This window comes from Klebsiella sp. WP4-W18-ESBL-05 (assembly GCF_014169075.1).
In the GTDB taxonomy this organism is placed as follows: Bacteria; Pseudomonadota; Gammaproteobacteria; order Enterobacterales; family Enterobacteriaceae; genus Kluyvera; species Kluyvera ascorbata_B.
Genome location: NZ_AP022057.1, coordinates 1,490,198 through 1,506,833, shown reverse-complemented (window position 1 = coordinate 1,506,833; position 16,636 = coordinate 1,490,198). Strand labels below are relative to the sequence as shown.

14 protein-coding genes and 7 tRNA genes are annotated in these 16,636 nt (G+C 55.9%); 7 read left to right on the top strand and 14 right to left on the bottom strand.

Going from position 1 to position 16,636, the window contains the following annotated elements:
- Positions 1-21 precede the first annotated feature (21 nt).
- From modF to gpmA, 6 genes are all read left to right on the top strand, one after another.
- The gene (gene modF, locus H7R58_RS07270; protein ID WP_106924621.1) at positions 22-1,491 is read left to right on the top strand and encodes a molybdate ABC transporter ATP-binding protein ModF; all 1,470 of its coding nucleotides are present in this window, start codon (positions 22-24) and stop codon (positions 1,489-1,491) included.
- A gap of 261 nt (positions 1,492-1,752) precedes the next feature.
- Positions 1,753-2,769 (top strand): UDP-glucose 4-epimerase GalE, encoded by a 1,017-nt coding sequence (gene galE, locus H7R58_RS07265; RefSeq protein ID WP_106924622.1) that lies wholly within the window; start codon positions 1,753-1,755, stop codon positions 2,767-2,769.
- A gap of 10 nt (positions 2,770-2,779) precedes the next feature.
- Positions 2,780-3,826: a galactose-1-phosphate uridylyltransferase gene (galT, locus tag H7R58_RS07260; RefSeq protein WP_106924623.1), complete on the top strand. Its 1,047-nt coding sequence runs from the start codon at positions 2,780-2,782 to the stop codon at positions 3,824-3,826.
- A gap of 2 nt (positions 3,827-3,828) precedes the next feature.
- Complete coding sequence (gene galK / locus H7R58_RS07255; protein ID WP_182929268.1) at positions 3,829-4,977, top strand: galactokinase; 1,149 nt, start codon at positions 3,829-3,831, stop codon at positions 4,975-4,977.
- On the top strand, positions 4,971-6,011 hold the full coding sequence (galM, locus tag H7R58_RS07250) for a galactose-1-epimerase (RefSeq protein WP_106924625.1): 1,041 nt from the start codon (positions 4,971-4,973) through the stop codon (positions 6,009-6,011). Before galK ends, galM begins: the two co-directional genes overlap by 7 nt.
- 250 nt (positions 6,012-6,261) lie before the next feature.
- Positions 6,262-7,014, top strand: a complete 753-nt coding sequence (gene gpmA, locus H7R58_RS07245) for a 2,3-diphosphoglycerate-dependent phosphoglycerate mutase (RefSeq protein ID WP_035892201.1) — start codon at positions 6,262-6,264, stop codon at positions 7,012-7,014.
- A gap of 114 nt (positions 7,015-7,128) precedes the next feature.
- Here gpmA and aroG read toward each other — a convergent pair whose 3' ends face one another.
- The gene (gene aroG / locus H7R58_RS07240; RefSeq protein ID WP_106924628.1) at positions 7,129-8,181 is read right to left on the bottom strand and encodes a 3-deoxy-7-phosphoheptulonate synthase AroG; all 1,053 of its coding nucleotides are present in this window, start codon (positions 8,179-8,181) and stop codon (positions 7,129-7,131) included.
- Between the two features lie 332 nt (positions 8,182-8,513).
- Between aroG and zitB the strand changes: the two genes are divergently transcribed.
- Positions 8,514-9,458 carry a CDF family zinc transporter ZitB gene (gene zitB / locus H7R58_RS07235; RefSeq protein WP_182929269.1) on the top strand — a complete coding sequence of 315 codons (945 nt, stop codon included), beginning with the start codon at positions 8,514-8,516 and terminating at the stop codon, positions 9,456-9,458.
- Here the strand turns inward: zitB and pnuC are convergent.
- The 13 genes from pnuC to tolA form a co-directional block, all read right to left on the bottom strand.
- A complete protein-coding gene (pnuC, locus tag H7R58_RS07230; RefSeq protein WP_182929270.1) occupies positions 9,455-10,174 on the bottom strand; it encodes a nicotinamide riboside transporter PnuC in 720 nt (239 codons plus the stop codon). The two genes, zitB and pnuC, sit on opposite strands and share 4 nt — an antisense overlap.
- A 24-nt stretch (positions 10,175-10,198) precedes the next feature.
- Positions 10,199-11,242, bottom strand: a complete 1,044-nt coding sequence (gene nadA, locus H7R58_RS07225; protein WP_182930660.1) for a quinolinate synthase NadA — start codon at positions 11,240-11,242, stop codon at positions 10,199-10,201.
- A gap of 304 nt (positions 11,243-11,546) precedes the next feature.
- Positions 11,547-11,622, bottom strand: a tRNA-Lys gene (locus H7R58_RS07220).
- Positions 11,623-11,652: 30 nt separating this feature from the next.
- A tRNA-Lys gene (locus H7R58_RS07215) sits at positions 11,653-11,728 on the bottom strand.
- A gap of 44 nt (positions 11,729-11,772) precedes the next feature.
- Positions 11,773-11,848: transfer RNA gene (locus H7R58_RS07210), tRNA-Lys, on the bottom strand.
- Positions 11,849-11,851: 3 nt separating this feature from the next.
- Positions 11,852-11,927: transfer RNA gene (locus H7R58_RS07205), tRNA-Val, on the bottom strand.
- A 50-nt stretch (positions 11,928-11,977) separates the two neighbouring features.
- Positions 11,978-12,053: transfer RNA gene (locus H7R58_RS07200), tRNA-Lys, on the bottom strand.
- 2 nt (positions 12,054-12,055) lie between these two features.
- Positions 12,056-12,131: transfer RNA gene (locus tag H7R58_RS07195), tRNA-Val, on the bottom strand.
- Between the two features lie 137 nt (positions 12,132-12,268).
- Positions 12,269-12,344, bottom strand: a tRNA-Lys gene (locus H7R58_RS07190).
- A gap of 165 nt (positions 12,345-12,509) precedes the next feature.
- Complete coding sequence (cpoB, locus tag H7R58_RS07185) at positions 12,510-13,307, bottom strand: cell division protein CpoB (protein WP_106924632.1); 798 nt, start codon at positions 13,305-13,307, stop codon at positions 12,510-12,512.
- A gap of 9 nt (positions 13,308-13,316) precedes the next feature.
- Positions 13,317-13,838, bottom strand: coding sequence for a peptidoglycan-associated lipoprotein Pal (gene pal / locus H7R58_RS07180; protein ID WP_106924633.1), 522 nt, complete (start codon positions 13,836-13,838; stop codon positions 13,317-13,319).
- Positions 13,839-13,872: 34 nt separating this feature from the next.
- Positions 13,873-15,165, bottom strand: coding sequence for a Tol-Pal system beta propeller repeat protein TolB (gene tolB / locus H7R58_RS07175; protein ID WP_106924634.1), 1,293 nt, complete (start codon positions 15,163-15,165; stop codon positions 13,873-13,875).
- Positions 15,166-15,297: 132 nt separating this feature from the next.
- Positions 15,298-16,590 (bottom strand): cell envelope integrity protein TolA, encoded by a 1,293-nt coding sequence (tolA, locus tag H7R58_RS07170; protein WP_182934683.1) that lies wholly within the window; start codon positions 16,588-16,590, stop codon positions 15,298-15,300.
- Positions 16,591-16,636 lie beyond the last annotated feature (46 nt).

Genomic DNA, 16,636 nt, shown 5'->3' with positions numbered 1-16,636 from the left:
CTGCAAAAAACGGGATACATAATGTCATCATTGCAAATTTCGCAAGGCACGTTTCGTCTTAGCGACACCAAAACGCTCCATATTGACCAGCTGACGCTGCGCGCTGGCGAAAGCTGGGCTTTCGTCGGCAGCAACGGGAGCGGAAAATCAGCGCTGGCCCGCGCGCTGGCGGGGGAGCTGCCGTTGCTGTCCGGCAGCCGGACGTGCGGCTTCAGTCGCATCACCCGCCTCTCCTTCGAGCAGCTACAAAAACTGGTCAGCGACGAATGGCAGCGTAACAACACCGACATGCTCAGCGCCGACGAAGACGACACCGGACGCACCGCCGCACAAATTATTCAGGATGAGGTCAAGGACGCTGCGCGATGCGCGCAGCTGGCCGCCCAGTTCGGCATTGACCACCTGCTGGACAGACGCTTTAAATACCTCTCTACCGGCGAAACTCGCAAAACCCTGCTCTGCCAGGCGCTGATGGCACAGCCCGACCTGCTGATCCTTGATGAACCGTTTGATGGTCTCGACGTTGCCTCACGCCGTCAGTTGGCCGATCATCTGGCCACGCTTTACCAGTCAGGCTATACCCTGGTGCTGGTGCTCAACCGCTTTGATGATATTCCGGACTTCGTGCCCTTTGCTGGCGTGCTCGCCGACTGTACGCTGAGCGACATGGGCGAGAAAAAAACGCTGCTTGAACAAACGCTGGTTGCCCAGCTGGCCCACAGCGAGAAGCTCGCCGGGATGACGCTGCCCGAACCGGACGCCCCCTCGGCCCGCCTTTCCTTACCCGACGACCAGCCACGTATCGTGCTGCGCGACGGCGTGGTGTCGTATAACGATCGACCGATCATTAACCACCTGAGCTGGACGGTATCACCCGGCGAGCACTGGCAGATTGTCGGGCCCAATGGAGCCGGCAAATCGACGCTGCTAAGCCTTGTCACCGGCGATCATCCGCAGGGCTACAGCAACGATCTTACGCTGTTCGGCCGTCGCCGCGGCAGCGGCGAAACCATCTGGGATATCAAAAAGCATATCGGCTATGTCAGCAGTAGCCTGCACCTTGACTACCGCGTCAGCACGACGGTACGCAACGTGATCCTTTCCGGCTATTTTGATTCCATTGGCATTTATCAGGCCGTTTCTGATAAGCAGCGTAAACAGGTGGACGAATGGCTGGCGATACTCGGCATGAACGCGCGTACCGCCGACGCGCCGTTCCACAGCCTCTCCTGGGGCCAGCAGCGGCTGGCGCTGATTGTTCGCGCGTTGGTTAAGCATCCTACGCTGCTCATTCTTGACGAGCCGTTGCAGGGGCTGGACCCGCTCAATCGTCAGGTGGTGCGCCGTTTTATCGACGTGTTGATAAGTGAGGGAAAAACCCAACTGCTGTTTGTCTCGCATCATGCGGAAGACGCGCCGGAGTGTATTACCCACCGGTTGGCGTTTGTCGCCGACGGTGACGGCTATCGCTACGAGGTCGGCCCGCTGTAATCGCGTTTGTCCGGGTTACGGCGTGCTACGCGTAGCCCGGACAAACACCGCTCTGCAGAGAATAATCCGTTCTCAAATAAGGTCCTTTTTCAGATTTTTTTCACATGAACAAGTTACCCTTTTGATTTAAAATCATTTTTATTCGATTCCCTGTTTAACGCATTGCTGTGTAAACGATACCACTAATTTAGCCCATGTCACACTTTTAGCCGTTCTGTTATGCTAAGGTTATTCCATGCCATAAGCTTAACGGAGCTAAAAATGAAAGTATTGGTTACAGGTGGTAGCGGTTACATTGGAAGCCACACGTGCGTACAGCTGCTGCAGCAGGGTCATGAAGTGGTGATTCTCGACAACCTGTGCAACAGCAAACGTAGCGTTTTGCCCGTCATTACCCGCCTGGGCGGCAAAGCCCCATCGTTCGTCGAAGGCGATATCCGTGACGAAGCGCTGATGACCGAGATCCTCCGCGATCGCGCCATTGATGCGGTGATCCACTTCGCGGGCCTGAAGGCCGTCGGTGAATCAGTGCAAAAGCCGCTGGAGTACTACGACAACAACGTTAACGGCACCCTGCGTTTAATCAGCGCAATGCGCGCCGCGAACGTTAAAAACTTCATTTTCAGCTCCTCCGCGACCGTCTACGGCGACCAGCCGAAAATCCCTTATGTTGAAAGCTTCCCGACCGGTACACCGCAAAGCCCATACGGCAAAAGTAAGCTGATGGTTGAACAGATCCTGACCGACCTGCAAAAAGCGCAGCCGGACTGGAGCATTGCGCTGCTGCGCTACTTCAACCCGGTGGGTGCGCATCAGTCTGGCGATATGGGCGAAGATCCGCAGGGCATTCCGAACAACCTGATGCCGTACATTGCGCAGGTGGCGGTAGGCCGTCGTGAATCGCTGGCCATTTTCGGTAACGACTACCCGACGCCTGACGGCACCGGCGTGCGCGATTACATCCACGTCATGGACCTCGCCGACGGCCACGTTGCGGCGATGGAAAAGCTGGCCAACAAAGCCGGCGTGCATATCTACAACCTTGGTGCAGGCGTCGGCAGCAGCGTGCTTGACGTGGTTAACGCGTTCAGCAAAGCCTGCGGCAAACCCATTAACTACCACTTCGCTCCCCGTCGTGACGGCGACCTCCCGGCCTACTGGGCCGATGCAAGCAAAGCCGACCAGGAGCTGAACTGGCGTGTCACCCGTAACCTTGATGAAATGGCGCAGGACACCTGGCACTGGCAGTCCCGCCATCCTCAGGGATATCCCGATTAAGGATTGTGAAATGACGCAATTTAACCCCGTCGACCATCCGCATCGCCGCTTTAATCCGTTAACCGGCCAGTGGATCCTCGTGTCACCGCATCGTGCAAAGCGCCCCTGGCAGGGGGCGCAAGAGACACCGTCAAAACAGACGCTGCCCGCACACGATCCGGACTGCTTTTTGTGCCCGGGAAATACCCGGGTGACGGGCGATAAGAACCCGGACTACACCAGCACCTACGTCTTCACTAACGATTTTGCCGCGCTGATGGTCGATACACCGGATGCACCGGAAAGCAACGATCCGTTAATGCGCTGCCAGAGCGCACGCGGTACCAGCCGGGTGATTTGCTTCTCCCCTGACCACAGCAAAACGCTGCCGGAGCTGAGCCTCAGCGCCCTGCAGTCGGTGGTTAAAACCTGGCAGGAGCAGACCGCAGAACTGGGTCAGCGCTATCCGTGGGTTCAGGTGTTTGAAAATAAAGGCGCGGCGATGGGCTGTTCTAACCCGCATCCACATGGCCAGGTCTGGGCAAACAGTTTTCTGCCCAACGAAATTGAGCGTGAAGATCGCCTGATGCGCGACTATTACGCTGAACAGCGGTCGCCGATGCTGGTGGATTACGTTAACCGCGAGCTGGCCGATGGCAGCCGCACGGTGGTTGAAACCGAACACTGGCTGGCGGTTGTTCCCTACTGGGCGGCCTGGCCGTTCGAAACGCTGCTGCTGCCAAAAACGCACGTACTGCGCATTACCGACTTAACCGACGCCCAGCGCGAAGACCTGGCGCTGGCGTTGAAAAAACTGACCAGCCGCTACGATAACCTCTTCCAGTGCTCCTTCCCCTACTCGATGGGCTGGCACGGCGCGCCGTTCAACGGAGAAGATAACGCTCACTGGCAGCTGCATGCGCACTTCTATCCGCCGCTGCTGCGCTCGGCCACCGTGCGCAAATTTATGGTCGGGTATGAAATGCTGGCAGAGACCCAGCGCGACCTGACGGCAGAACAAGCGGCCGAGCGCCTGCGCGCGGTCAGCGACATCCACTTTCGCGAGTCCGGAGAATAACAATGAGTCTGAAAGAAAGAACACAAGCCCTGTTTGCTGAAAAATTCGGCTACCCTGCCACCCACGTCATCCAGGCTCCGGGCCGCGTTAACCTGATTGGTGAACACACCGACTACAACGATGGCTTTGTACTGCCGTGCGCCATTGATTATCAAACCGTTATCAGCTGCTCACCGCGTGAAGACCGTACGGTGCGCGTGATCGCCGCCGACTACGACAACGAAAGCGATACCTTTTCCCTCGATGCGCCGATCGTCAGCCACGAAACTCAGCAGTGGTCCAACTACGTTCGTGGCGTCGTCAAGCATCTGCAAAAACGTGATAACGCCTTTGGCGGGGCGGATCTGGTCATCAGCGGCAACGTGCCGCAGGGGGCGGGTTTAAGCTCCTCCGCCTCGCTGGAAGTGGCGGTCGGTACCGTTTTCCAGCAGCTTTACCATCTGCCGCTCGACGGCGCGCAGATTGCGCTCAACGGCCAGGAAGCCGAAAACCAGTTTGTGGGCTGTAACTGCGGCATTATGGATCAGCTGATTTCGGCGCTGGGCAAAAAAGACCACGCGCTGCTGATCGACTGCCGGACACTGGGCACAAAAGCGGTCTCGATGCCTGAAGGCGTCGCCGTCGTGATTATCAACAGCAACTTCAAGCGCACTCTGGTTGGCAGTGAATACAACACCCGTCGCGAACAGTGCGAAACCGGCGCGCGTTTCTTCCAGCGCGCGGCTCTGCGTGACGTCACCGTCGACGAATTTAATGCTGTGGCCCACGAGCTGGACCCGGTGGTGGCCAAACGCGTACGCCATGTCCTGACCGAAAATGCCCGCACCGTGGAAGCGGCGGCCGCGCTGGAGAAAGGCGACCTGCTGCGTATGGGCCAACTTATGGCCGAATCACACGCCTCAATGCGCGATGACTTTGAAATCACCGTACCGCAGATTGATACCCTGGTGGATATCGTCAAAGCGACCGTCGGCGAGCAGGGCGGCGTGCGTATGACCGGTGGCGGCTTCGGCGGCTGCATCGTTGCGCTGATTCCAGAAGCGCTGGTTCCGGCGGTGAAACAAGCGGTAGCGGAACAGTACGAAGCGAAAACGGGCATCAAGGAAACCTTCTATGTTTGCAAACCGTCGCAAGGAGCTGGCCAGTGCTAACTGAAACTCCCGAGCTGGCCGCTGACGGCCAACCGTACCGTCTGATCACCTTACGCAATGCCAACGGCGTTGTCGTGACCCTGATGGATTGGGGCGCCACGCTGCTGTCGGCGCGTATTCCGCTTAGCGACGGCAGCGTGCGTGAAGCGTTGCTGGGCTGCGCTTCGCCAGCGCAGTACCCACAGCAGGCGGCGTTTCTCGGCGCGTCTATTGGCCGCTACGCCAACCGCATCGCCAACAGCCGCTTCACGCTCGATGGCCAGACGGTAGACGTCGCGCCAAGCCAGGGAGAGCACCAGCTGCACGGCGGACCGGAAGGCTTTGATAAGCGACGCTGGTTAGTGACCACCCAGAACGCGACGGAAGCGGTCTTTACCCTGACCTCGCCAGACGGCGACCAGGGTTTCCCCGGCGAATTGCAGGCTACCGCAATCTACCGCCTGACCGAAGACAACCGCATCTCTATTGAATACCGCGCTAAGGTTGATAAGGCCTGCCCGGTGAACCTGACTAACCACGTTTACTTTAACCTTGACGGCGCGCAGACCGACGTGCGCAACCACACCCTGCAGCTGCTGGCAGATGACTATCTGCCGGTGGACGCCAGCGGGATCCCGCACGAAGGGCTGAAAGCGGTAGCAGGCACCGGCTTCGACTTCCGTGAGCCGAAGACCGTCGCACAGGACTTCTTGCGCGATGACGATCAGAAAAAGGTGAATGGTTACGATCACGCCTTCCTGCTACAGGCCAACGGCGACGCCAGCCAAGTGGTTGCCAACGTCTGGTCGCAAGACAAAAAGCTGCAGATGGCGGTCTACACCTCGGCGCCCGCAATCCAGTTCTACTCGGGCAACTTCCTCGACGGTACCCTTTCCCGCACCGCGCAACCTTATGCCGCATGGCAGGGGCTGGCGCTGGAAAGCGAATTTCTGCCGGACAGCCCTAACCATCCGGAATGGCCGCAGCCGGACTGCGTTTTACGGCCGGGCAACGAGTACGTTAGCCTGACCGAATATCAGTTTATTGCCCTGTAGTGACCGATGTTACCCGCCCGGCCGAGCGAAGCGACGCCGGGCTATTCTCTCCCCTGCGGCATCTCGCCGATCTTTTAAGCATATCGCTGAAAATAACGTCACGAACAGACAAAATAATAACGCTGAGTTCACATGCATCTTACACTGGGGCACTATTTTCGCTATGGTTATGCATAAGCGTTGCTGGCGAGGCGATCGCGGCAATATAATGAGAATTGTTATCATTCAATAAAGCTTGAGGAGTGAGAGTATGGCTGTAACTAAGCTGGTACTGGTTCGTCACGGTGAAAGTCAGTGGAACAACGAAAACCGTTTCACCGGTTGGTACGACGTTGATCTGTCTGAGAAAGGCGTTAGCGAAGCAAAAGCAGCAGGCAAACTGCTGAAGGCTGAAGGCTTCAGCTTCGACTTTGCTTATACCTCTGTGCTGAAACGTGCCATCCACACGCTGTGGAACGTTCTGGATGAACTGGATCAGGCCTGGCTGCCGGTTGAGAAATCCTGGAAACTGAACGAGCGCCACTACGGCGCGCTGCAGGGTCTGAACAAAGCCGAAACCGCAGAAAAATACGGTGACGAGCAGGTTAAGCAGTGGCGCCGCGGTTTCGCGGTCACCCCGCCAGAGCTGACGAAAGACGACGAGCGCTATCCGGGCCACGACCCGCGTTACGCTAAGCTGACCGATAAAGAGCTGCCGACCACCGAGAGCCTGGCGCTGACCATTGAGCGCGTGGTGCCTTACTGGAACGAAACCATTCTGCCGCGCCTGAAAAGCGGCGAGCGCGTAATCATCGCTGCGCACGGTAACTCCCTGCGTGCGCTGGTCAAATACCTCGACAACATGGGCGAAGATGAAATTCTTGAGCTGAACATCCCGACCGGCGTTCCGCTGGTGTACGAGTTCGACGAAAACTTCAAGCCTATCAAACACTACTATCTGGGCAATGCGGATGAAATCGCCGCGAAAGCCGCTGCGGTAGCAAACCAGGGTAAAGCGAAGTAATTTTCGACCGGGCTGTTTAAACGAAAAAAGCGTGGAATGCTCCACGCTTTTTTATTGCCGGAGGGCGACGTTGCCTTATCCGGCCTACCGAGCGAGAATCGCCCGGATGCATTTTTACCCGCGACGCGCTTTTACCGCATTCGCCAGCTGACGCAGAAGGGTGTCGGTATCTTCCCAGTTAATGCAGGCATCGGTGATGCTTTTCCCGTACACCAGCGGCTCGCCGCTATCCGGGTTTTGGTTGCCTTCCACCAGATGACTTTCGATCATCACGCCCATAATTGCTTTCTCGCCGCTGGCAATCTGCTGGCAGACGTCCGCGCCCACTTCCATCTGCTTTTTGAACTGCTTGCAGGAGTTGGCATGGCTGAAGTCGATCATTATTTGCGCCGGCAGGCCCGCTTTCTCGAGCCCATCTTTCACCGCCGCCACGTGAGAAGCACTGTAGTTCGGCGCTTTACCGCCGCGCAGAATGATATGGCAATCGCCATTGCCGCTGGTGTTAACGATAGCGGAGTGGCCCCATTTGGTGACTGACAGGAAACAGTGGGCCGCGCCCGCTGCGTTAATCGCATCGATGGCGACTTTAATGGTGCCATCGGTGCCGTTTTTAAAACCGACCGGGCAAGACAGGCCAGAGGCCAGTTCACGGTGTACCTGAGATTCCGTGGTGCGTGCGCCGATAGCGCCCCAGCTCATCAGGTCGGCCAGGTACTGCGGGGTGATCATGTCCAGGAACTCGCCCGCCGCCGGCAGGCCGGTATCGTTGATGTCCAGCAACAGCTTACGGGCAATGCGCAGGCCATCGTTAATCTGGAAGCTGTTGTCCATATGCGGATCGTTAATCAGCCCTTTCCAGCCCACGGTAGTGCGCGGTTTTTCAAAATACACGCGCATGACGATTTCCAGCTCACCGTTAAGCTCTTCACGAAGTTTCAGCAGACGCTGGGCGTACTCTTTTGCCGCGACGGTATCGTGAATGGAGCACGGACCCACAACAACCAGCAGACGATCGTCTTCCCCTTTCAGGATCTGATGGATCGCTTTACGCGCATGAGACACGGTGTTCGCGGCGTTTTCGGTAGCGGGGAATTTTTCAAGGAGTGCGACTGGCGGAAGTAACTCGTTGATCTCTTTAATACGTAAATCGTCGTTCTGATAATTCATGACTGTTCCAGTGTTGCCATACTTATATAATTGAGTGCAATCCCCTCAATCTATATCCTCAGTCAAAAAGTGTAAACTGGATTTTACACTTTAACCGGATAATAGCTAAAAAAACCACGTTATTTAGAATTTAATAGTGAAATAACTTGATAAATAATCAATATCAGATATATAAACTCATAAATACCATAAAAACAATATAATTCAGTATCACTTCCGCCCCGTTGCACTATTTTCCCCCATCGCGTCAACGCACGTATTTTTGTGCGTAAAAAGCAAAGATCTGCAATGATGTCAGAGAGTCACATTCACAATACGGAAGGAAAAGCGTCATGGCGCACCGGCATGATTCACATTCTCACGCCACGCAGGATCGGGGCAACGCCCGGCGTTTACTGCTGGCCTTCGGCGTCACCGCCGGATTTATGATCGTAGAAGCTATCGGTGGGATGATTTCGGGGTCACTGGCCCTGTTAGCCGATGCCGGGCACATGCTCACCGACTCGGCTGCCCTGCTATTTGCACTGCTGGCCGTTCACTTTGCCAGCCGGCCGCCAAGTATGCGCCACACTTTTGGCTGGCTGCGTCTGACCACCCTCGCCGCCTTCGTTAACGCCATCGCACTGCTGTTTATTATTATTCTGATCGTCTGGGAAGCGGTGCAGCGCTTCACGCATCCGCAGCCGGTTGCCGGCGTAACCATGATGGTCATTGCCGTCGCCGGGCTGCTGGCAAATGTGCTGGCGTTCTGGATCCTGCATCGCGGCAGTGAAGAGAAAAACCTCAACGTACGTGCCGCAGCGCTGCACGTCATGGGCGACCTGCTGGGATCGGTCGGCGCGATTATTGCTGCCCTGGTGATCATGACCACCGGCTGGACGCCTATCGATCCGATTCTGTCCGTCCTGGTTTCCTGCCTGGTGCTACGCAGCGCGTGGACGCTGTTGAAAGAGAGCATGAATGAGCTGCTGGAAGGCGCACCGAAGTCAATTGACGTCGCCGCCCTCAAGCGCAACATGCGCCGTTCGCTGCCGGAGGTACGCGACGTTCACCACGTCCACGTCTGGCTAGTCGGTGAAAAACCGCTCATGACCCTGCACGTTCAGGTCGTACCGCCGCACGACCACGATGCGCTGCTCGACAGGATTCATCACTTCCTTGAGGAGCACTATCAGGTCGATCATGCGACGGTACAGATGGAGTATCAGCCCTGCAGCGGCCCGGAATGCCACCTTAACGAGGCGCAATCCGCACACGGGCATCATCACCACCATTAATGAGATAGCGCGCGAGAGCCACGCTCACGCGCGCTATTCATCCACATCCGACTGCCGTTAAGGGCAATGAAGGTCAGCAGCAGATACTCCAGCGCCATCGCATACACACCCTGGAGCGCGAAAATAGCCACGCTGATAACGTTGATCACCACCCAAAGCAACCAGTTCTCAACATATTTGCGGGTCATCAGCACCATCGCGGCAATTGAGAGCACCATCATGCACGAATCCCAGAACGGAAACGCATCCGGCTGCAGCGTGGGCATCGCCACGTTCATACCCAGCCCCTGCATCACGTTAACGGCCACCTGCGTCAATACGGCAAAGACGGGATCGATATAGAGCGTCATCAATGCAATAGCAATCACGCACGCCGCCAGCCAGCCGAGCGCTTTAGGCAGCGGCAGCCAGCGAATCTGCAGCTCGGCTTCATGCTGACTGGTTTGCCGCGACCACGCATACCAGCCGTAGAGGTTGGCGGCAAAGAAGAAAAGCTGCAGCAGCAGGCTGGCGTACAGCTGGATCTGGAAAAAGATAATCGCAAACAGCGTGACGTTGATAAGACCAAACAGATAGTTCACGATCTTCTCAAGGCTTGCCAGCCAGATGCACAGCAGGCCAGCGACGGTACCTACGGCTTCAATCCACGACAGGTCGTAACCCCCTGCCCCCAGTGGGATATGGACCAGGATGTTCTGCGTGCTAAAAAAATCCATTTCAACTCCAGCGTGTTAGACAGTTTATCCTCGTAGTGTAGCCGCAAAATCAAGCATACGGTTCAACGGAATCAGCGCCCCCTGGCGGAGAGACTCATCGACGTGAATTTCATGCGCCGCACCGCCGTTCTCGAGGCTCTCCGCAATAGCTTTCAGGCCGTTCATCGCCATCCATGGGCAGTGCGCGCAGGTGCGGCAGGTCGCGCCTTCCCCGGCGGTCGGTGCTTCAAACAACTCTTTATCTGGTACCGCCTGCTGCATTTTGTAGAAGATACCTCGGTCGGTCGCCACGATAAGCTGCTGGTTCGGCAGCGTTTTGGCTGCGTTGATCAGTTGGCTGGTCGACCCAACGGCGTCGGCCATGTCGACAATCGCCTGCGGCGATTCCGGGTGAACCAGTACCGCAGCCTGCGGATACAGCGCTTTCATACGGCTCAGCGCCTGGGTTTTAAACTCATCGTGAACAATACAGGCCCCCTGCCAGCACAACACGTCGGCACCGGTCTGTTTTTGCACGTAGCGACCAAGGTGACGGTCCGGAGCCCAGATAATTTTCTCGCCCAGGCTATCGAGGTGTTCAATGAGTTCAACGGCAATACTTGAAGTAACGACCCAGTCAGCGCGCGCTTTTACCGCAGCGGAGGTATTGGCATAGACCACCACGGTGCGATCCGGATGTGCATCACAGAAGGCGTTGAACTCTTCAATCGGGCAGCCAAGATCCAGCGAACACTCTGCGTTGAGCGTTGGCATCAGGATGGTTTTTTCCGGGCTGAGGATTTTGGCCGTCTCTCCCATAAACCGCACGCCAGCAACCAGCAGCGTGGAAGCAGCATGCTTTGCACCAAAGCGCGCCATCTCCAGCGAATCGGAAATGCAGCCGCCGGTTTCTTCCGCCAGTTGCTGGATCTCTGGATCGGTATAGTAGTGCGCCACCATCACCGCGTTGCGCGCTTTGAGCAAGTGCTTAATTTTTTCACGATAAAATTGTTTTTCATCGCTGCTCAACGCCGTTGGTTTTGGCGGAAACGGGTAAATCGCTGCTTCAGGATCGAACATCACGCTCATCATGCTTCTCGTTTTACTGGCTTAACGAAATACGTGGTTTAAGATGTGGATTCACCATTACCACGGAAATATGTTTTATATGCTAAACAAGATAGCCGATTGCGGTGGAAAAGTCGTGGTGAATTTTGGGTCACTCTTCGGGAAATTTCGCTGTAGGCTGGATAGGCGAAGCGCCATCCGGCGGCCAGCGGCAGATTGCCGGATGGCGGCGTAAACGCCTTATCCGGCCTACCGCTCGCCTGCACCTTAACTTACCCGTAAACGCTGGATAGCAAAAAGGCGCCTTTAGGGCGCCTTTTTACACTGGTGGGTCGTGCAGGATTCGAACCTGCGACCAATTGATTAAAAGTCAACTGCTCTACCAACTGAGCTAACGACCCCTTATGGGGAACAACTTAATCATTTCAGGATGGTGGGTCGTGCAGGATTCGAACCTGCGACCAATTGATTAAAAGTCAACTGCTCTACCAACTGAGCTAACGACCCATACGGGTGCAGCCTGAAAGATTTTTACTCGGACCATCTAAAGATGGTGGGTCGTGCAGGATTCGAACCTGCGACCAATTGATTAAAAGTCAACTGCTCTACCAACTGAGCTAACGACCCGAGTGGTGGGTGATGACGGGATCGAACCGCCGACCCCCTCCTTGTAAGGGAGGTGCTCTCCCAGCTGAGCTAATCACCCGAAACTGCGCTGGATACTACTGACTACTTCCACCAGACCCATCATAGAAATGGTGGGTCGTGCAGGATTCGAACCTGCGACCAATTGATTAAAAGTCAACTGCTCTACCAACTGAGCTAACGACCCGGTGGTGGGTGATGACGGGATCGAACCGCCGACCCCCTCCTTGTAAGGGAGGTGCTCTCCCAGCTGAGCTAATCACCCGATACTACGCTGGATACTGCTTACTAACTAAGTTAGTGGTGGGTCGTGCAGGATGACTCGGCTTCGCCTCGCCCTACGGGCCGTTGCTTACGCAACGTTATCCTTCACGTTTTACAATCGCGTTCCACCTTAGCGATTGGTGGGTCGTGCAGGATTCGAACCTGCGACCAATTGATTAAAAGTCAACTGCTCTACCAACTGAGCTAACGACCCACTTTTTTTGTCGCTTTCAGGATGTTTGATATCCCTTGGCAACGGCGGCATATATTACTGAATTCAGAATTCAGCGCAACAAGTATTTCGACAAAGATCGTTTAAGTGCTTATGTTTCATGCGGCAAGACCAGAAATAAAACGATTTCTGGTCTTACTTCACGCATCACAGCCCGCTAAGACGTTTTTGCGCCTGCTTGGCACCGTCGGTACCTGGGTATTTGCTGACAACCTGCTGGTAAACCGCTTTTGCCTTCGCGGTATCCCCTTTGTCCTGCATGATGACCCCAACCTTAAACATTGCGTCTGCCGCCTTTGGCGACTTCGGATAGTTTTTCACCACCGACGCAAAGTAGTACGCCGCATCATCTTTTTTACCCTTATTGTAATTCAACTGCCCCAGCCAGTAGTTGGCATTGGGCTGATAGGTTGAATCAGGGTACTTTTTCACGAAATTCTGAAACGCCGCAATCGCATCGTCCTGGCGGGAACTGTCCTTCACCAGCGCGATCGCCGCATTGTAATCGGTATTCGCATCGCCCGTTTGCGCCGGAACGCCAGCAGAGGCGGTCCCTCCGCTCGCTGGCGCAGCCGTAGCCGCCGCTGCGTTACTTTGATCGCCAGAAGTCTGCGGCGCCGCTGATGCACCGCCACCGCTGTTCAGGCTATCAATTTGCAGCATGATCTGCTTTTGACGATCCATCACCTGATTCAACTGGTACTGACTTTCCTGGATCTGTCCACGGAGGGCATCAATATCAGACTGGTTATCAGAGAGTTGTTGCTGGAGTTGGGTCAAAAGTTGACTGTGAGCATTAGAAATACGCTCGAGTTGGGTGACGCGGTCTTCGACCGAGCCTGAGCCGACACTACTGATTGGCGCCTGAGCAAAAGCGGCCCAGGGGGCCGCTATGCCAACCAGTAACGACAGACTCAATAAATGATGTCTGAAGTTACTGCTCATGCAATTCTCTTAGTAAACCAGTACGGCACGACGGTTTTTGGCGTAAGCCGCTTCGTCATGACCCAGTACTGCAGGTTTTTCTTTACCGTAAGAAACGATGGAGATCTGGTCAGCAGAAACGCCTTTACCCTGCAGGTACATTTTAACAGCGTTAGCACGACGTTCGCCCAGGGAGATGTTGTACTCCGGAGTACCACGTTCGTCCGCATGACCTTCTACGGTGACTTTGTAAGACGGGTTGCTACGCAGGAAGTTTGCGTGCGCATCCAGCATTGCAGCGAAGTCAGAACGGATATCGTACTTGTCCAGATCGAAGTAAACGATGTTGTTCTGCTGCAGCTGTTGCATCTGAAGACGCGCTTGCTCTTCAGAAGACATGTTGCCGTTACCGTTCGCATCCATACCAGTGCCGGCGCCGTTCAGCATGCCTTCGCTGCCGTCATTGCTGGCGTTCTTGTTGGAAGAACATGCCGCGATTGCCATAACAGGCAGAGCAATCAACAGCCCCTTCAGCACTTTGTTCAGTTGCATTTCAATGATTCCTTTACTAATCAATTAATTATTATCACAGATACGGCGACCAGGCAGGGAATTTGACCTGTCCATCAGTTGCCGGAAGACGCGCTTTGAAACGCCCATCTGTAGAAACCAAATTCAGCACGGATCCCATCCCCTGAGAAGAGCTGTAGATTACCATAGTGCCGTTAGGTGCCAGACTTGGCGTTTCGTCCAGGAACGTTGACGACAGTACTTGTACGCCACCCGCTACCAGATCCTGCTTAGCAATGTGCTGCTGGCCGTTAGCCGAGCTGACCATTACCATAAACTTACCGTCGCTGCTGACATCAGCATCCTGGTTCTGCGAACCTTCCCAGGTAATACGCTGCGGAGCACCGCCGTTGACGTTAACTTTATACACCTGCGGACGACCGGCCTGGTCGGAAGTAAAGGCCAGGTTCTGGCTGTCCGGGAACCATGTCGGTTCCGTGTTGTTGCTGCGACCATCGGTTACCTGACGGATCTGACCGGAGCCGATATCCATCACGTACAGGTTCAGGCTGCCGGTTTTAGACAGCGCGAACGCCAGTTTGCTGCCGTCCGGAGAGAACGCCGGCGCACCGTTGTGACGCGGGAAGGAAGCCACCTGGCGAACCGCACCGTTTGCCAGCGTCTGGATAACCAGCGCCGAACGGCCGCTTTCGAAGGTGACGTAAGCCAGTTTCGAGCCGTCCGGAGACCACGCCGGAGACATCAGCGGCTGCGGAGAACGGTGAACGACAAACTGGTTGTAACCATCGTAGTCAGAAACGCGCAGTTCGTACGGGAACTGACCGCCGTTGGTCTGCACGACGTAGGCAATACGGGTACGGAATGCTCCCTTGATGCTGGTCAGCTTCTCGAACACTTCATCACTGGCAGTGTGACCCGCGTAGCGCAGCCACTGCTTGTTCACTTTGTAAGTGTTTTGCGCCAGTACGGTACCCGGCGCACCGCCGGTATCGACTAACTGGTAAGAAACATTATAGCTGCCGTCGGCGTTCGGGCTTACCTGGCCGACAACCACAGCATCAATGCCCAGCGCAGACCAGGCTGCCGGCTGAACTTCCTGAGCGCTGCCCGGCTGCTGCGGCAGACGAGAACGATCTAACGGGTTGAATTTCCCGCTGTTACGTAGGTCAGCGCCCACGATGCCGCCGATATCTTCAGGCGCAGCACCCGGCCCGGCCCACTGGAACGGAACGACGCCAATCGGACGCGCCGAGTCCACCCCTTGGGTGATCTCGATACGTACTTCTGCGTGCAGCACCGCTGCCCACAGCATCAGAAAACCAAATGCTACTCGTAATGCCTGCTTCATCATTTCTCCCTTATCCAGGCGGAAAGCCCACGATAATTTAGCAGAATGTTAACAAACTAAAATACACAAAACTACCAAAACCCTGCAACGATTCCGCCTTTATTTTTCACGTACTGCGACGAAAAATAATGCTTAAGGCTTAAAGTCCAGCGGCGCATTTTTAAAGGTCTGCCAGACCGCTTGTGACGGCGGTTTCGGGAATTTGGTCATGCGGTTGGTTGCCGCCAGCATTTGCTGACAGAACGCCTCATCGCCACCTTCCTGTTTCACGCTCAGCACGGTACCATCTTCAGCCAGGTTCACGCGTAACGTACAGGTCTTCCCTTTATAGGTATCCCAGTCGTACAGGTGACCTTTAATCGCGGCCTGAACCTGCGCAATATAGGACGCAATTTCAGCCTGCGACGCCCCACCCTGCCCCGGCTTGTTACCTTTAGCAGGAGAAGAGCCACCGGCGCTACCGCTGGTGTTGCCTTTCGGCGCATTCTTACCAGAACTCAGATCGCCCAGCAGATCATCAACCCCCGAAGCGGCAGCCGCTTTTTCAGCGGCGGCTTTTTTCGCGGCAGCCGCTTTCTCGCCAGCCGCTTTCTTGTCCGCAGCGGCTTTTTCTGCAGCAGCCTTCTTATCTGCAGCAGCTTTCGCGGCAGCGGCAGCTTTATCAGCAGCGGCTTTTTCCGCAGCTGCGGCCGCTTTCTCGGCGGCCGCTTTTTCAGCGGCAGCGGCTTTCTCAGCAGCGGCCTTTTCAGCGGCAGCCTTCTTCGCCGCTTCCGCAGTCGCTTTCTTCTCTGCATCTGCGGCAGCTTTCGCGGCGGCAGCTTCGGCAACCTTTTTCGCATCGGCGGCGGCTTTTGCCGCTTCAGCTTCCGCTTTTTTCTGCGCGTCAGCACCGGCTTTCTTCGCCGCTTCAGCGGCGGCTTTTGCCTGAGCATCGGCCTTCGCCTTGGCATCGGCCGCGGCTTTCGCGGCAGCTTCTGCGGCTTCTTTAGCCTGTGCGTCGGCCTTCGCTTTGGCGTCGGCGGCGGCTTTCTTCGCCGCTTCCTCAGCCTGCTTCTGCTGTTCCTGCGCCTGCTTAGCCGCTTCCTGGGCTTCTAAACGCTCTTTTTCCAGCGCTTTTAAACGTTCCTGTTCCGCAGCCTGCTTTTCACGCAGCTCTTCGGCCTGCTGCTGAGCCTGTTTTTCACGCTGCTCTTGCGCACGTTTCGAACTGGCCTGCTGCTGCTGTTGGCGATTATAGTTGTCGACGACCGCACCCGGATCGACCATGACCGCGTCGATGGATGACCCACCGCCCCCGCCGGCCGCGGCGTCTAAATGCTCATCGAACGAACTCCAGATCAGCGCCGCAAACAGAATGACGTGCAGCACTGCTGAAATAATTATCGCTCGTTTAAGCTTATCGTTTTGTTCGGTTGCCTTTGACACTCTCGGTTCCCAAAAACTGTTCCCCCGTTACCCTACCGTACACGGT

What these genes read in the sequence shown, in the direction of transcription:
- modF (WP_106924621.1), top strand. Translation starts at nt 22, where the DNA reads ATGTCATCATTGCAAATTTCGCAAGGCACGTTTCGTCTTAGCGACACC.
- galE (WP_106924622.1), top strand. Translation starts at nt 1,753, where the DNA reads ATGAAAGTATTGGTTACAGGTGGTAGCGGTTACATTGGAAGCCACACG.
- galT (WP_106924623.1), top strand. Translation starts at nt 2,780, where the DNA reads ATGACGCAATTTAACCCCGTCGACCATCCGCATCGCCGCTTTAATCCG.
- galK (WP_182929268.1), top strand. Translation starts at nt 3,829, where the DNA reads ATGAGTCTGAAAGAAAGAACACAAGCCCTGTTTGCTGAAAAATTCGGC.
- gpmA (WP_035892201.1), top strand. Translation starts at nt 6,262, where the DNA reads ATGGCTGTAACTAAGCTGGTACTGGTTCGTCACGGTGAAAGTCAGTGG.
- aroG (WP_106924628.1), bottom strand. Translation starts at nt 8,181, where the DNA reads ATGAATTATCAGAACGACGATTTACGTATTAAAGAGATCAACGAGTTA.
- zitB (WP_182929269.1), top strand. Translation starts at nt 8,514, where the DNA reads ATGGCGCACCGGCATGATTCACATTCTCACGCCACGCAGGATCGGGGC.
- pnuC (WP_182929270.1), bottom strand. Translation starts at nt 10,174, where the DNA reads ATGGATTTTTTTAGCACGCAGAACATCCTGGTCCATATCCCACTGGGG.
- nadA (WP_182930660.1), bottom strand. Translation starts at nt 11,242, where the DNA reads ATGAGCGTGATGTTCGATCCTGAAGCAGCGATTTACCCGTTTCCGCCA.
- cpoB (WP_106924632.1), bottom strand. Translation starts at nt 13,307, where the DNA reads ATGAGCAGTAACTTCAGACATCATTTATTGAGTCTGTCGTTACTGGTT.
- pal (WP_106924633.1), bottom strand. Translation starts at nt 13,838, where the DNA reads ATGCAACTGAACAAAGTGCTGAAGGGGCTGTTGATTGCTCTGCCTGTT.
- tolB (WP_106924634.1), bottom strand. Translation starts at nt 15,165, where the DNA reads ATGAAGCAGGCATTACGAGTAGCATTTGGTTTTCTGATGCTGTGGGCA.